This is a genomic window from Arthrobacter sp. Br18 (genome assembly GCF_000520555.1).
In the GTDB taxonomy this organism is placed as follows: Bacteria; Actinomycetota; Actinomycetes; order Actinomycetales; family Micrococcaceae; genus Arthrobacter_D.
Window position 1 is genome coordinate 8,696 of sequence record NZ_KI914860.1, and the last position, 14,800, is coordinate 23,495.

The window sequence follows — 14,800 nt, forward strand, 5'->3', positions numbered from 1 at the left end:
AGCCGTCTTTGCTGTGCAGTCGATCCGGGGCGCCGTTGAGCTGAGTCCGGCCGGGGATCGAGTGTGCAGAAATAACGGGTAAGTGAGCTGGGAGCCGTCTTTGCTGTGCAGTCGATTCACGCCGCCGCATCAGCGCGGGCGGGCGCCTGCGTGCCGGCGTGCCGCCTCGGCGAGCGAATCGTCAATGACGCCGGGCTCGAAGGAACCGTACTTCCGCTCGACCGCTGTGCGGATGAGGAAGTCCGCAATCGCCGGGTTCTTGGGGAGCAGTGAGCCGTGGAGGTAGCTGGCCACGATGTTCCTGTACCGGGCGCCCTCGTGCTGGTCGCCGGCATTGTTCCCCTCACCCTTCGTGACCGTTGCCAAGGGAGCGAGGCCGGGGCCGAGGAACGTCTGTCCGCTGTGGTTCTCGTAGCCGTGGATGTCACCGAACTCCGTGCTGGTTGCGACGACGTTGCCGATCAGCCGCTTCTCCCCGCCCCGGGTCTCGAGGTCGAGAACCCCGATGCCGGGGATCACGCCGCCGTCGTGGGTCCGGAAGAAGTTGCCGAACAGCTGGTACAGCCCGCAGATCAGCAGCATGGGGAAGCCGTCCTCGGCAAGCGCCCGCAGGGTCGGCGCAAGTGCCTGGAGGTCCTCCTGGATCACCAGCTGCCCGCTGTCCTGTCCGCCGCCGCCGATGATGAGGTCGATGTCGTCGGGAAAGGGATCTCCCGCGTTGTGTTCAAGGATCTCGGGTGTGTAGCCGTGCCAGGTGAGGCGCTGTTTGAGCACCAGCACGTTGCCCCAGTCGCCGTAGATGTTCATTTCGCGTGGGTAGAGCTGGAGGACCCGAATGGTTCCCTTGGAGATCGCAGTACCATTCGGCATCAGGAGACCACCTCGACCTTCGTGATTTTGGAAAGGTCACGCCGGACGGCGAGCATGGCGGTGTAGGTGCAGAAGATCCGTTTGGGCAAATCGGCGTTGCCGCTGATGAACTCCTTGAGCGCGGCCGGAAGGTCGGGCTCGACGGCGCGGACGGGGACGTCGTCGTACTTGAGCCGCAGTGCCATGTCATACGCCCGCACTCCGCTCACCACGTCCACGCCGTCGAGGCCCAGGGAGTCGAAGTCCACGTCCCAGAGCCAGGACATGTCGCGGCCGTCGGCGTAATTGTCGTTGATGGCGATCATCGTGGCACATCCGGAAGGGTCGAATGATTTCAGGCCGAGCCGGAACCCGCTGGGGTTCTTCACGAGGACCAGCTCGAGGGCGCGTCCATCGACCACTAGGCTCTCGCCCCTGCCGAACGCGGGTTCCACGGCCGCAAGGGACGCGATCAGCGCATCCTTGGCCACAGCTGCCCCGAGGACGGCGCGGGCCGTGGCGAGCGCTGCGGCGGCATTGAAGATGTTGTAGACACCCCGCAGCCGCAGGTCCACGTGCACGGATTCAAAAGCGGCACCAGCAGCGGCGTCGGCAGTGGGGTCGGCAGTGGAGCCGCTGAGGAGGAAGACGGCGGAGTTGCCGTCCACCTGATCGAGTACGACGTCGGCCCGCAGCGCAGAAGCGGGCGCAATCCCTGCAGCTCCCCGCAGTTCATCGTCATTGGGGAACGTGCTGCGCAGTGAGGCATCGAGCCCGAAGTACACGACGTCGGCCGTTGGAATGGAGGCGGCGATACCGGCCACGCGCGGGTCCTCGCGGTTGAGGATGACAGCACCGGTGGTCGCCGCGGCAATGGTTTCAAGGAGGCGGGTGGTGGCATCGATTTCGCCGAAACGGTCCAGCTGGTCGCGCAGCACGTTGAGCAGGAGCGAATAGCGGGGCGGAACGAGGCGGACGAAGTGCACGGCATGCGCCTCGTCGAGCTCGAGGACGGCGATGTCCGCGTCCAGGCGTCCTCGCCAATCGACCTCGCCGAGCAGGGCGGCGGCCACCCCCCGCGTGAAGTTGCTGCCGGTCCGGTTGGTGAACACCTTCAGCCCCTGGCCCTCGAGGAGCTCGACCACCATTTTCGTGGTTGTCGTCTTGCCGTTGGTTCCGCTGACCACCACCACGCCGTGCTTCAATCCGGTCAGCGCGCGGCCCATGAAGCCGGGATCGAGGCGTTCCACCACCAGCCCCGGTAGCGCCGAACCGCCTCCCCGCAATTTCGAGGCGCGGCGCACCGCTTTTCCGACCAGCACGCTCAAGGGATTCATGGTGTTAACGCTAGCGCAGTCGCTCCCGACGGCATTGCAGGCGGGGCGCAGTGTCCAGTGTCCACCCGGGCGGCACTCCCGGAACCCGGCGCTGGATAGGATTGCAGGATGACGTTCTCTGGTTCCGGCAGTAAGCAGCGCGTGCGTATCGGGGTTCTTGCACTGCAGGGCGATGTGCGTGAGCATGTCCGGACTGTCGAAGCGCTCGGCGGCGAAGCGGTTCCCGTGCGCCGCGCAACCGAACTCGACGGCGTTGACGGCCTGATCATCCCCGGCGGTGAATCCACCACCATGGACAAGCTCACTCGGACCTTCCAGCTGGCACAGCCTCTTCGGGACCTGATCGGCAACGGATTCCCCGTGTACGGTTCCTGCGCCGGCATGATCATGCTCTCCAGCAGCATTGCCGACCCGTCCCTGGACCTCGACGGCAACCCCCAGCAGACCCTCGGCGGGCTGGACATGGTGGTGCGGCGCAACGCTTTCGGCCGGCAGCGTGAATCCTTCGAGACGGAGCTGCGGTTCGAGGGGCTTCTGCCGGCGGGGGGTGCGGGGAAGGAGGACCCCGTGCACGCCGCCTTCATCCGCGCGCCGTGGGTGGAACGGGTGGGGGAGTCGGTCCGGGTCCTGGCGGAGGTTCCGGCGGCAGACACTCCACAGCCCGGTCCCGGGAGCCGCAATAGCCGGGGGGCGAGGCACGACGACGGCCCCGGCGGCGGGGCGGGTGCGGAGTCAGCCGCAGCACCGGAAGCAGCGCCGGTCGCTAGGATTGTCGCAGTGCGTTCGGGGAATCTGCTGGCGACGAGTTTCCACCCCGAAGTCACGGGGGAGCAGCGGGTCCACGAACTGTTTATTCGGATGATCAGAGGAGAAGCGTAAGCATGTCGGGCCACTCTAAATGGGCAACAACCAAGCACAAGAAGGCTGCGATCGACGCCAAGCGCGCCAAGTCCTTCGCAAAACTGATCAAGAACATCGAGGTGGCGGCCAAGGCCGGGGGTGCCGACATGGCGGGTAACCCCGGACTCGAGCTTGCCGTCTCGAAGGCCAAGAAGACCTCGGTGCCCATCGACAACATCAACCGCGCGGTCAAGCGCGGCGCCGGCCTCCTCGGGGAAACCGTCGATTACCAGACCATCATGTACGAGGCGCGCGGCCCCCAGGGGTCGGCCCTGCTCATCGAATGCCTGACCGACAACAAGAACCGTGCGGCCTCGGAGGTGCGCCTCGGCATCACCCGCAACGGCGGCAGCGTTGCCGATCCCGGCTCGGTGGCCTACCTCTTCACCCGCAAGGGCGTGGTCACGCTCCCGAAGAACGCCCTGAGCGAGGACGAGGTGCTGATGGCGGTCCTGGACGCCGGCGCCGACGAGGTGAAGGAGTCGAGCGACACGTTCGAGATCGTCTCCGAGCCACAGGATCTCCGCGCCGTGGTGGCGGCACTTGAGGAGAACGGCATCGAGTACGAGACCGACGAAGCCGAGTTCGTCCCGTCGATGCACGTCGAGCTCGATGCCGACGGCGCACGGAAGTTCCTTCGGCTCGTCGATGCGCTGGAGGAACTCGACGATGTGCAGAACGTGTACTCGAACGCCGACCTGCCCGAGCAGGTGCTGGCCGAGCTTGAGAACGACGATTAGCAAACCCTCCGGCAGCCCGGTGGGGCACCGGTGACCCTCCGCGTCATGGGCGTGGACCCGGGCCTGACTCGCTGCGGACTGGCCGTGGTCGACGTCGAACCGAACCGGCGCTCGACGCTCGTCGCCGTGGGAGTAGTGGGCACCGAGGCAGGCCGCAGCCTTGACCAGCGGCTCCTCGTGATCTCGGAGGCAGTGGACGCGTGGCTCGACCTCCACCAGCCGCAGGTGCTGGCCGTCGAACGCGTGTTCAGCCAGCTCAACGTCAGCACGGTAATGGGTACGGCGCAGGCGTCCGGCGTCATCATCGTTGCCGCCGCACGGCACGGAATTCCGGTGGCACTGCACACGCCCACCGAGGTGAAGGCGGCGGTGACAGGGAACGGGCAGTCGGACAAGGCTGCAGTGACCAAGATGGTCACCAAGATCCTCCGCCTCGACACGCCGCCCCGGCCCGCGGATGCGGCCGACGCACTGGCGCTGGCCATCACGCATGCATGGCGGAGGGGCGTGGGCCTGGCTGCGGCGGGCGCCGCAGTAGGCGCGGGAAGCGCGACGCCGGCGCAGCGGCTGTGGGCCGAAGCTGAAGCGAAGGCGCGGCGCGGCAGGTGAAACAGGCGCGGCGCGGTGGTTGGAACAGGCGCGGAACCTGCAGGGCGCACTCCATTGACATCCTCAGCGAAGGCCGCAGCGTTATCTGCAGCATTATCCATGGGCCGGCACGGCCGGTGGCGTAGCATAATAGAAACTATGTTCGGACTCTGCTCCGGACGGGCTTTCCCCACCACTGTCTTGGAGCTTCTTGAATGATCAGTTTCCTCCGCGGAACCGTCACCCACGTGGGTCTGCACTCGGCGGTCCTCGATGTCAACGGGTTCGGCATGCTGGTTCAGGCCACCCCGCAGACGCTCGCCTCGCTCCGGACGGGCGAGCAGGCCAACGTGTTCACCGCCATGATCGTGCGCGAGGACTCCATGACGCTGTTCGGTTTCGAGAGCGCCGAGCAGCGGGAGGTCTTTGAGACCCTGCTCGCCATCAGCGGCGTCGGTCCACGGCTTGCCCTGGCCGTCCTCGCCGTGCACACGCCCGAAGCTGTGCGCGTTGCCGCGACTGCGGGCGATGACAAGGCCTTCAGCAAGGTTCCCGGAATCGGGCCCAAGGGTGCGCGGCGCATCGTGCTGGAGCTTGCCGGCAAGCTCGTTCCGCTTGACGCACCGGGGGCGCCGAAGCAGACCTGGCAGGGACAGGTCCTCACGGCCATGATGGGCCTGGGCTGGTCGGAGAAGGACGCCGGCGCGGCGATTGACGCCGCCACCGCCGAGGCGCCGGAGATAGCCGCGACGGGCGACGTCGGGCAGATCCTCAAGCTCACACTCCGGCGTCTCGGCCAGGATGGCGGACGCAGCTCCACTCGCGCGAGGGTGGGCTGATGGCTTCGCAGCAGCCCGACGAGGCGCCGCTGGTGGCGCCAGGGTCGGATCCCGAGGACCGCGCCGTCGAGGCCGCCCTTCGCCCGAAGAACCTCGACGACTTCGTCGGACAGCAGCGCGTGCGCAGGCAATTGTCCCTCGTGCTGGAGGCCTCACGCATGAGGGGGCGCAGCGCCGACCACGTTCTGCTCTCGGGTCCGCCCGGACTCGGCAAGACCACTCTCGCCCTGATCATCGCCGCCGAAATGAACGCGCCGCTGCGCATCAGCTCGGGCCCTGCGATCCAGCATGCGGGTGACCTCGCGGCGATCCTCTCCTCACTCACTGAGGGCGAGGTGCTGTTCCTCGACGAAATCCACCGCATGTCCCGGCCCGCCGAGGAGATGCTGTACATGGCCATGGAGGACTTCCGGGTGGACATCGTGGTGGGCAAGGGCCCCGGAGCAACTGCCATACCCCTGGACTTGCCGCCTTTCACACTCGTCGGCGCCACCACGCGTGCAGGACTGTTGCCCGGGCCGCTGCGCGATCGCTTCGGATTCACCGGGCACCTCGAGTTCTACTCGACCGAGGAACTCGAGCTGGTGCTTCGGCGCTCCGCCATGCTGATGGACATGAGGGTCAATTCCGCAGCCTTCGCCGAGATCGCCAGCCGGTCGCGTGGCACCCCCAGGATTGCCAACCGGCTGCTACGCCGCGTGCGCGACTGGGCGCTGGTGCACGGCGTCGACCTGGTCGACGCACGGTGCGCAGGTTCCGCACTCGATATGTATGAGGTGGATGCGAAGGGCCTCGACCGGCTCGACCGGGCGGTGCTCACGGCACTGATCACCAAGTTCGGCGGCGGCCCGGTGGGCCTGTCGACGCTCGCCATCGCCGTGGGCGAGGAACCGGAAACGGTGGAAACTGTGGCGGAACCGTACCTGGTCCGGGAGGGCATGCTGGGCCGCACCCCGCGTGGCAGGATTGCGACGGCGGCGGCGTGGAAGCACCTTGGCTGGGTCATGCCCCCGACAGTCGCCGCGGCCATGCCGGAGGACCTGTTCTCGGTTGAGCAGGAGGATCTGCCGGTGGATGACTGGTCGATGCCTGAGTCCTGACCGGGAACGGGAAGCCTTCCCTTTACACTGGGATGAAACGCAGCGAGACGGTCTTCAGGACCTTTGCCTCAGCTGCCCCGGTTACAGGATTGGAATTCTCTTCGTGCTTGCAAATGTAGTAGCCCAAACAGGCGACGCGACCGCTGAACAGCCCTTCGACATTTTCGGTCTGCTGCTCCCGCTCGCCCTGGCTTTCCTCATCTTCACGATGTTCCGTCGCCAGCGGAAGACCCAGAAGCAGGTGAAGGAGATGCGGACGCAGATGGAGCCGGGCACCGAGGTCATGACGCAGTTCGGCCTGTACGGCACGATTCTCTCGATCGACCAGGAGAACAACAAGGCCGTCCTGGAGTTGTCTCCCGGAAATACTGCGACAGTGCACACCCAGGCCCTGAGCAAGGTGGTCACCCAGCAGGAACCGGTCGCCGAGGAAAATGCTGCCGCCGGATCGACTGCCGCCGGAGCGACTGCAGCCGGTTCGACCACGGTCCCCGACGACGCCTCATCGCTCGTTGCTGAGCCGCACCGCAACGCTGAAATGCACCGCGACGCCGAAACACACAGTGAAGCTGAACCGCGCCACGAGGGCGAATTCCACCCCGAGGCCGAGCCCACCAGCGGCGCCGCGGCAACGGCGGAAACCCCTGAACAGATCTCCGATCGTATCGACCGCGAAAACACACGGAACAACGACAAATAGCATCGCTGCAGGTTCTCGGCGTTAGCCCGGGTCCCGTTCGGTCCGGCGCTTACCTCCCGCCGATTCTTAGAAAGACGATCCACCATGCCACGCACCGCCCCCGGCACGGCAGCCAAACGAACCCTTGTTTGGCTGGGCGTACTCCTTGCACTCCTCGCGACCCTGCTGGGAGCGGGATCCTACTGGAGCAACGCCAGCTGGTCTCCCCGCCTGGCACTCGACCTCGAGGGCGGCACCCAGATGATCCTCGCGCCGCGGGTCCAGGGCGGAGCGGACATCACCGCCGAACAGCTGGATCAGGCTGTGGAGATCATCCGCCAGCGCGTCGACGGCAGCGGTGTGGCCGAAGCGGAAATCAACACCCAATCTGGGCAGAACGTCATCGTTTCCCTCCCCGGCACGCCCGACGCCGAGACACGCGACCTGATCCAGGCATCGGCGCAGATGGAGTTCCGTCCGGTGCTTTTCGGCGGTCCCGGCCAGGCTCCCGCCGCCGAGACTCCCACTCCCGAGGATCAGCTTCCGGCTCCCACCGCAGAGCCTGTCGATGCAAGTGATCCCAACTGGATCACTCCGGAGATCTTCCAGGAGTTCGAAGCAACCAATTGCCTCGACCCCGCAGTCCTCGAACCGGCTGAAGAACCGGCTCCGGCGGACCAGCCCATGGTCGCGTGTGAACCCGACTCCCAGGGCAAATACATCCTTGGGCCCGTCGAGGTGCCGGGCACCGACATCGATTCCGCATCCTACGGTCTGCAGACCGGCAGTCAGGGACAAACCCTCAACACGTGGGCCGTCAACATCGATTTCAACGACGAGGGCACCACGACGTTCCGTGAAGTGACGGAACGGCTGTTCGCGATCGGCCAGGGCGACCCACGGAACCAGTTCGCCATCCTCCTCGACGGTCGCATCGTCTCGGCGCCGACCACCAACGCCGTGATCCCCGACGGAAACCCCTCGATCAGCGGAAACTTCACCGAGGAATCCGCCGCCGCCCTTGCCGAGCAGCTGAAATACGGCGCCCTTCCCATCAGTTTCGAGATCCAGAGCGAGCAGCAGATTTCAGCGACCCTCGGTGCCGATCAGCTGCGGCTGGGGTTGATCGCCGGCCTGATCGGGCTCGCCCTCGTCGCGGTGTACTCGATGTTCCAGTACCGCCTCCTTGGCCTGGTCACCATCGCGTCGCTGGTAGTCGCCGGGGTCCTGACCTACCTGGCGATCTGCATCCTCGGGTGGACGGAGAATTATCGCCTGTCACTCGCCGGCGTCGCCGGCCTGATCGTGGCAATCGGGCAGACCGCCGATTCGTTCATCGTGTACTTCGAACGTATCCGTGACGAGCTCCGGGACGGCCGCGGCATGATCTCCGCCGTGGAGAACGGCTGGCGCAGAGCCAAGCGGACCGTGCTCGCTTCGAAAGCGGTGAACCTCCTCGCCGCGCTCGTGCTGTATTTCGTGGCGGTCGGGAACGTCCGCGGCTTCGCCTTCACCTTGGGCCTGACGGCGATCGCCGACCTCATCGTGGTCTTCCTGTTCACCCACCCGTTACTTCGCCTGCTCGCCAAGACCAAGTTCTTCGGTGAGGGGCACCGCTGGTCGGGCCTCGACCCCAAGCGACTCGGTGTCACACCGCTCTACCGGGGAGCGGGTCGCATCCGGCGTCCGGCAGAGACCCCGCCGGTTCCTTCGCGTGCGAGGAACAAGGCGGCCGCCGGAGAAGCGGGACGCCGCCTGACCATCGCCGAACGCCGGATCGCCGAGCAGCAGAACGCCATGGCCGGCCGTGGCCGCACCCCAGAGAACGAGGAAAACAAATGAGGGGCACCAGTTTCTCCCGGTTCGGCAACGAACTCCACTCGGGCAAGCGGTCCTACCCGTTCGTCGCCAAGCGGAACCTCTGGTTCCTCATCGCAGGCATCGCCGTCCTCGTGTCGATCATCATTCCGGTGGTCAATGGCGGATTCAACCTGGGGATCGATTTCCGCGGCGGCTCCGAGTTCACCGTGTCAGCAACAGAAAACACCGAGGTGAGCGTCGGTGAGCAGGCGGTTATCGACGTCGTGCCGGATGCCGTTCCCCGCGTGACGAACATCGCTCCCGAAACGATGCGCATCCAGACCGAGCAGCTCTCCGATGACCAGACGCTCAGCGTCCGGGACAATCTTGTGTCCGCCTACGGCGTCGGTCAGGACCAGGTCACCTCCAGCTTTGTCGGACCGACCTGGGGCGAGGATGTGAGCAGGCAGGCGCTGATCGGCCTCGTGGTCTTCATCCTGCTGGCCGCGGTCCTCATGACCGTCTATTTCCGCACCTGGAAAATGTCCGTGGCGGCAATGACAGCCCTGGTGGTGGTCATGATCGTCACTGCCGGCCTGTACTCCCTGAGCGACTTCGAAGTGACGCCGTCGGCGATCATCGGCTTCCTCACCATCCTCAGCTATGCCCTGTACGACACCGTGGTGGTCTTCGACAAGATCCGCGAGAACACCGAGGACGTGGATCTCTCCACGAAGAGGACCTTCGCCGAACAGGTGAACCTCGCGGTCAATCAGACCCTCGTGCGCTCGATCAACACCTCGGTAGTTGCGGTGCTCCCGGTCGCCTCGATCCTCTTCATCGGCGCTTTCATCCTCGGCGCAGGCACGCTGCAGGATCTTTCGCTCGCGCTGTTCATCGGCATCATCCTGGGAACTCTCGGCACCATCTTCATCGCGGCTCCCATGTACGCGTTCCTGCGGCTCAACGAGCCGGAGATGAAGAAACAGGAAAAGAAGGTGCGGAACCGTCGTCTGCAGGAAGCGACGGCCGGCAGTGCGGCAGCGACTGCCGTGACCGCGCACGGCTCGACGGCGCTGGGTGCTCCTTCACGCGGCTAAACTGGAGAGGTCCACACCGTGGGCATCCCTTGAGGCTCGGGGGATCGGACTCGCTGAGAAGAGGGGCTGTGCATGGCTGAAGCGGTGAATTCCGCCGAACGGCCCGGAAACGGTCCCACGGGGCCGTCGGTCGCGCCGGCTGCGGCTATCGTCGTCGAGCAGTCCGTATCCGGCGCCGGTACAGCATCGGCCGATGGTGAGTCGGGCATACCGGCGGCAGGCTCCGACCAGGTAGCGCCAGGACGCCGCGGTCGTACCCGCGCGCGGATCGCCAGGCTGGCCGGACGGGGGTCGTCGGGGTACTCACCCGTGCTCGAGCCGTTGCTGCGCACGGTCCGCGCGAACAATCCCAAAGAGGACCTCGACCTGATCCAGCGTGCCTATCTGGTCGCCGAGCGCAGCCACGAGGGGCAGAAGCGCAAGAGCGGCGATCCGTACATCACGCACCCCGTCGCTGTGGCCACCATCCTCGCCGAACTCGGCATGACCGGCACCACGCTGGCAGCCGCTCTGCTGCACGACACCGTGGAAGACACCAACTACACCCTCGATGAGCTGCGCCGGGACTTCGGTGCCGAGGTCGCGATGCTCGTGGACGGCGTCACGAAGCTCGACAAGGTCTCCTTCGGGGACGCCGCGCAGGCCGAAACCGTCCGCAAGATGGTGGTCGCGATGGCCAAGGACATCCGCGTCCTGGTCATCAAGCTCGCCGACCGGCTTCACAACGCCCGGACCTGGCGCTTCGTCTCCGCGGCCTCGTCGGCGAAGAAAGCGCGCGAAACCCTCGAGATCTTCGCGCCCCTGGCGCACCGGCTCGGGATGAACACCATCAAGTGGGAACTGGAGGACCTGTCCTTCGCCGCGCTGCACCCGAAGGTGTATGAGGAGATCGTCCGGATGGTCGGCGACCGGACTCCTGAGCGGGAGAAGCATCTGAGCCTGGTCCGCAACCAGGTCGAGGAGGACCTGCGCGCCGTCAAGATCAAAGCCACGGTCACCGGGCGTCCCAAGCACTACTACTCCATCTATCAGAAGATGATCGTGAGGGGCAAGGACTTCGACGACATCCATGACCTGATGGGTGTGCGTGTCCTGGTGGACAGCGTGCGGGACTGCTACGCAACCCTTGGTTCGCTGCATTCGCGATGGAATCCGCTGCCCGGCAGGTTCAAGGACTACATCGCCATGCCGAAGTTCAACATGTACCAGTCGCTCCACACCACGGTGATCGGCCCGGGCGGCAAGCCGGTCGAGATCCAGATCCGCACGTATGACATGCACCGCCGCGCCGAGTACGGCGTCGCAGCCCACTGGAAGTACAAGAACGATGGCGGAAAGGCGATCGAGGCGCCGGACAACGGCGACATGGGATGGCTGCGAAGCCTTGTCGACTGGCAGCAGGAGACCTCCGATCCTGATGAGTTCCTCGACTCGCTGCGCTTCGAGATCAACGCCCGCGAGGTGTTCGTCTTCACCCCCAAGGGCGAAGTCATGGCCCTGCCCGCCGGGTCGACCCCCGTGGACTTCGCCTACGCCGTCCATACCGAGGTGGGGCACCGCACCATCGGGGCACGCGTCAACGGAAAACTCGTACCGCTCAACAGCGAACTGACCCACGGCGACTGGGTGGAAATCTTCACCTCCAAGGCCGAGGGTGCGGGGCCGAGCCAGGATTGGCAGGGGTTCGTCAAGAGCCCGCGGGCACGCAACAAGATCCGCCAGTGGTTCACCAAGGAACGCCGCGAGGAAGCGATCGACAAGGGTAAGGACCTGCTGACCCGCGCCATGCGGAAGCAGAACCTTCCGCTCCAGCGCATGATGACCCACACCGCGCTCACCACGGTGGCGCAGGATCTCAGGCATCAGGACATCGCCGCCCTGTACGCCGCTGTCGGGGATGGACATACCTCTCCGCAGAACGTGATCGAGCACTTGGTCGCCCTGATGGGCGGGCACCAGGGCGCGGAGGAGAACATCGCCGAGACGGCGGTGGCAACCCAGCCACGCCGGCCGAAGTTCACCGACTCCGGCGTGACGGTCCGGGGGGTGGGAGACGTGTGGGTCAAGCTGGCACGCTGCTGTACGCCCGTTCCGCCTGACCCGATCGTCGGATTCGTGACGCGCGGCTCAGGAGTGTCGGTGCACCGCTCCGACTGCCGGAACGTCGCGGACCTGCGTGACCAGCCCGACCGCATCGTGCCGGTGGAGTGGGCGCCCACGCAGTCGAGCGTCTTCCTGGTCGAGATCCAGGTGGAAGCACTCGACCGGAAGAGCTTGTTGTCCGACGTCACACGCGTGCTGTCGGAGAATCACGTGAACATCCTCGCGGCGAGTGTCAACACCTCCTCCGACCGGGTGGCGATGTCACGGTTCGCCTTCGAAATGGGTGATCCGAAGTATCTGAGCCATATCCTCGGGGCGGTCCGGCGGATCGACGGCGTGTTCGATGTCTACCGGACCACTGGGGCGCAGCGCAGGCTCTAGGCAGGGCGGGCGTCCGGCGGTTCCTGTCCTTCCGTCGGCGGGGCCTGTGCCTGCCGGAGGCGGGCAAGCGCCTTAGTCCTTCCCGGCACCCGCCTCGTCGTGGTGAGGGCCGCCTCGACGAGGCGCAGCCGGCAATCGAGGGTGCCGCTGGAGGCAATTTCGCGAAGTATCTCCACCGCACTGCCGTCCTCCCCGTGAATGGCGATGTCGAGGGCGGTACGCAGGGGCGTGGTGACAGGAATACCGGCGATCAGGTTGATGTCGAAGGGGCCCAGCGACGCCTGGTGCAGCACGGCGGCACTGAAGAGGGGCAGCGAGGTGGTCCGGCGGCGATGGTCGGTGACCAGGCTCAGCAGGTGGGGCGGGGGTGCGCAGCCGTAGATCCATGCGGCACACTGCCGGCCGAGTGCCACCCTGCTGCGCAGGCCCCTTGGTACGGAACGGGATGCACACTGGGCGCGCACTGCTGCATCCTCGGTGTAGTCGGCCCTCAGGTAGGAGCCTCCGTAGATCCGGCGCACGAGTCCGTCCAGCCTCATCGCCTGCAGTTCCTCGGAGCTGAAAAGCTCGCCCGCGTGGAAGAGCGCCCCGCCGGTGGAGGTGATTGCAGCGGCCCCCGATGTCCCGGCCGGCAGTGTGAGCGTGGGCGGCGAGCCGGATGCGAGGCTGTCCAGTGGGGGCATTGCTCCAGCATCGTCAATACCGGGGAAAAGGAGAAGCCTCCACCCCCGGCATGTGGACAACCGGGGGAGGAGGCGTCGGCCACGCAGCGGCTCGAACGACGTTCCTAGGAGAAGTCCCGCGCCGAGCGCTGCAGCATCGTGAGCCATTGCTCGCGTGCGGCAAGTGCTTCCTTCGCTGCTGAAATACGCTTCGTGTCGCCGGCCTGTTCGGCTGCTGCGAGGTCTTCCTGCAGCGTGGCGATCGTCGCCTCGAGTTGGCTCAGCGCGCTGTTGGTGCGGGCCTGGGTCTCGGGATTGGTCTTGTTCCAGTGAGCGTCGTCAGCGGACTTCACCGCATCTTCGACCTGCCGCAGGCCGGCCTCGACCCGGCCCATGTCGGCCCGGGGGACCTTCCCGGCCTCTTCCCAGCGGTCACGGATGGACTGCAGGGCCTTCTTTGCCGCGGCGACGTCCTTGATCGGCACAAGCTGCCGGGCCTCCTTCAGGAGCGCGTCCTTCACCGTGAGGTTCGACCCGTACTCCTCGTCCACTGCTTCATTGGCTGCCTTGCGGGCATCGAAGAAGCGGTCCTGGGCAGCGCGGAAGCGGGCCCAGAGGGCGTCGTCGTCCTTCCGGCTGGCGCGCTTCGATGCCTTCCACTCGTCCATGAGGTGGCGGTATTCAGCAGCGGTGTGGCCCCAGTCGGTGGAGGTGGAAAGCTGCTCGGCCTTGCTGATCAGCGCTTCCTTCGCCTGCTTGGCCTCGGCGTTGTCGCTGTCCAGCTGGGAGAAATAAGCGCGGCGGTGACGGTCGAAAACTGTGCGTGCCGAGCGGAACCTTTTCCACAGGGCGTCCTCGGTGCCGCGGCCGAGCCGCGGCCCGTTCTTCTGCGCGGCCTTCCACAGCTCGAACAGTTCATTCATCCGGGTGCTGCTGACTTTCCACTGCACCGTACCCGGATCCCGGCCGGCCAGCTCCTCCGCCTCTGCGACCAGGGCTTCCCGCGCGGCGAGTTCCTTTGCCTTGACCTCGTCCTGCGCGGCGCGTTCAATCTTCTCGAGCTCGGTGATGGCATCCATCACTGCGTCGATGCGGGCCACCAGTGCCACTACATCGCCGACCATCTTCCGTTCCCCGACCTGCGCGCGGAGGTGCTTCGCCGTCTTCTGCATGTCCGACGACGGTGCTTTGGCCTGCACACGCTGCTCCAGCAGGATCACCTGGCTCGCGACGTCATCGTACTTGCGGACGAAGTAGGCGAGGGCCTCATCGCGTGTGGCGTCGGGGTACTGCCCGACGGGGTGTTCCTCGTCGTTGATCAGGAGGTATACGTGGCCGTCATCCTCGACGCGGGCAAACCTGGCTGCCTCCTCAAGAGGCGTACTGTGCGCCGGCGGTGCGGCGAGCGGCCGCTTCGACTTCCTGGGCGGACGCGGGCCCATAGCTGTGGGAAGCGGGGCGCGGGGCGAGGCGGGCAGGGGAGCGGGCGCAGCCGATCCGGCACCGTCAGTGGGGGCCGTCGGCGCAGGATGATCGACCGGCGGAGCGGGCATCGCAGCGGGGTCAGTCGGAGGAAGCGCCGCACCAGAATCCGTAGGCACGGCCGGTGCGACGGCGGGTTCCTCGCCCGGTGCCTCGGCTGGTGCGTCAGCTGGTGCGACGGCGGGTGCGTCAGCTGGTGCGACGGCGGGTTCCTCGCCCGGTGCCCCGGCTGCTGGTTCA

General features: G+C 66.2%; 13 protein-coding genes. 9 read left to right on the forward strand and 4 right to left on the reverse strand.

Annotation, left to right across the window (positions count from 1 at the left end):
• Positions 1-129: 129 nt before the first annotated feature.
• Both Y704_RS0108755 and Y704_RS0108760 read right to left on the reverse strand, forming a co-directional pair.
• Positions 130-870, reverse strand: coding sequence for a type 1 glutamine amidotransferase (locus tag Y704_RS0108755; protein WP_035772103.1), 741 nt, complete (start codon positions 868-870; stop codon positions 130-132).
• On the reverse strand, positions 870-2,186 hold the full coding sequence (locus Y704_RS0108760) for a Mur ligase family protein (protein WP_026549849.1): 1,317 nt from the start codon (positions 2,184-2,186) through the stop codon (positions 870-872). The genes Y704_RS0108755 and Y704_RS0108760 overlap by 1 nt, the downstream gene beginning before the upstream one ends.
• Before the next feature lie 108 nt (positions 2,187-2,294).
• On the opposite strand from Y704_RS0108760, the gene pdxT reads away from it, so the two are divergent.
• From pdxT to Y704_RS0108805, 9 genes are all read left to right on the forward strand, one after another.
• A complete protein-coding gene (pdxT, locus tag Y704_RS0108765; RefSeq protein ID WP_026549850.1) occupies positions 2,295-3,065 on the forward strand; it encodes a pyridoxal 5'-phosphate synthase glutaminase subunit PdxT in 771 nt (256 codons plus the stop codon).
• Between the two features lie 2 nt (positions 3,066-3,067).
• A complete protein-coding gene (locus Y704_RS0108770) occupies positions 3,068-3,826 on the forward strand; it encodes a YebC/PmpR family DNA-binding transcriptional regulator (protein WP_026549851.1) in 759 nt (252 codons plus the stop codon).
• 30 nt (positions 3,827-3,856) lie between these two features.
• Positions 3,857-4,435, forward strand: a complete 579-nt coding sequence (gene ruvC / locus Y704_RS0108775; protein WP_026549852.1) for a crossover junction endodeoxyribonuclease RuvC — start codon at positions 3,857-3,859, stop codon at positions 4,433-4,435.
• Positions 4,436-4,629: 194 nt separating this feature from the next.
• Positions 4,630-5,253 carry a Holliday junction branch migration protein RuvA gene (gene ruvA / locus Y704_RS0108780; RefSeq protein WP_026549853.1) on the forward strand — a complete coding sequence of 208 codons (624 nt, stop codon included), beginning with the start codon at positions 4,630-4,632 and terminating at the stop codon, positions 5,251-5,253.
• A complete protein-coding gene (gene ruvB / locus Y704_RS0108785; RefSeq protein ID WP_026549854.1) occupies positions 5,253-6,353 on the forward strand; it encodes a Holliday junction branch migration DNA helicase RuvB in 1,101 nt (366 codons plus the stop codon). The genes ruvA and ruvB overlap by 1 nt, the downstream gene beginning before the upstream one ends.
• 103 nt (positions 6,354-6,456) lie before the next feature.
• Positions 6,457-7,053 carry a preprotein translocase subunit YajC gene (gene yajC / locus Y704_RS19970; protein ID WP_051476846.1) on the forward strand — a complete coding sequence of 199 codons (597 nt, stop codon included), beginning with the start codon at positions 6,457-6,459 and terminating at the stop codon, positions 7,051-7,053.
• An 84-nt stretch (positions 7,054-7,137) separates the two neighbouring features.
• Positions 7,138-8,874, forward strand: coding sequence for a protein translocase subunit SecD (gene secD, locus Y704_RS0108795; protein WP_026549855.1), 1,737 nt, complete (start codon positions 7,138-7,140; stop codon positions 8,872-8,874).
• A complete protein-coding gene (secF, locus tag Y704_RS19975) occupies positions 8,871-9,932 on the forward strand; it encodes a protein translocase subunit SecF (RefSeq protein ID WP_051476847.1) in 1,062 nt (353 codons plus the stop codon). The genes secD and secF overlap by 4 nt, the downstream gene beginning before the upstream one ends.
• Before the next feature lie 72 nt (positions 9,933-10,004).
• The gene (locus tag Y704_RS0108805; protein ID WP_081747501.1) at positions 10,005-12,416 is read left to right on the forward strand and encodes a RelA/SpoT family protein; all 2,412 of its coding nucleotides are present in this window, start codon (positions 10,005-10,007) and stop codon (positions 12,414-12,416) included.
• Here Y704_RS0108805 and Y704_RS19980 read toward each other — a convergent pair.
• Entirely contained in the window at positions 12,413-13,099 is a 687-nt protein-coding gene (locus tag Y704_RS19980; protein WP_051476848.1) for a hypothetical protein, read from the reverse strand. The two genes, Y704_RS0108805 and Y704_RS19980, sit on opposite strands and share 4 nt — an antisense overlap.
• Before the next feature lie 104 nt (positions 13,100-13,203).
• Positions 13,204-14,631: a DUF349 domain-containing protein gene (locus tag Y704_RS19985; protein WP_081747504.1), complete on the reverse strand. Its 1,428-nt coding sequence runs from the start codon at positions 14,629-14,631 to the stop codon at positions 13,204-13,206.
• Positions 14,632-14,800 lie beyond the last annotated feature (169 nt).

Bases quoted from the DNA above. Each gene is read 5' to 3' on its own strand.
- Y704_RS0108755 (WP_035772103.1), bottom strand. From the start codon at position 870: ATGCCGAATGGTACTGCGATCTCCAAGGGAACCATTCGGGTCCTCCAG.
- Y704_RS0108760 (WP_026549849.1), bottom strand. From the start codon at position 2,186: ATGAATCCCTTGAGCGTGCTGGTCGGAAAAGCGGTGCGCCGCGCCTCG.
- pdxT (WP_026549850.1), top strand. From the start codon at position 2,295: ATGACGTTCTCTGGTTCCGGCAGTAAGCAGCGCGTGCGTATCGGGGTT.
- Y704_RS0108770 (WP_026549851.1), top strand. From the start codon at position 3,068: ATGTCGGGCCACTCTAAATGGGCAACAACCAAGCACAAGAAGGCTGCG.
- ruvA (WP_026549853.1), top strand. From the start codon at position 4,630: ATGATCAGTTTCCTCCGCGGAACCGTCACCCACGTGGGTCTGCACTCG.
- ruvB (WP_026549854.1), top strand. From the start codon at position 5,253: ATGGCTTCGCAGCAGCCCGACGAGGCGCCGCTGGTGGCGCCAGGGTCG.
- secD (WP_026549855.1), top strand. From the start codon at position 7,138: ATGCCACGCACCGCCCCCGGCACGGCAGCCAAACGAACCCTTGTTTGG.
- secF (WP_051476847.1), top strand. From the start codon at position 8,871: ATGAGGGGCACCAGTTTCTCCCGGTTCGGCAACGAACTCCACTCGGGC.
- Y704_RS0108805 (WP_081747501.1), top strand. From the start codon at position 10,005: ATGGCTGAAGCGGTGAATTCCGCCGAACGGCCCGGAAACGGTCCCACG.
- Y704_RS19980 (WP_051476848.1), bottom strand. From the start codon at position 13,099: ATGCCCCCACTGGACAGCCTCGCATCCGGCTCGCCGCCCACGCTCACA.
- Y704_RS19985 (WP_081747504.1), bottom strand. From the start codon at position 14,631: ATGCCCGCTCCGCCGGTCGATCATCCTGCGCCGACGGCCCCCACTGAC.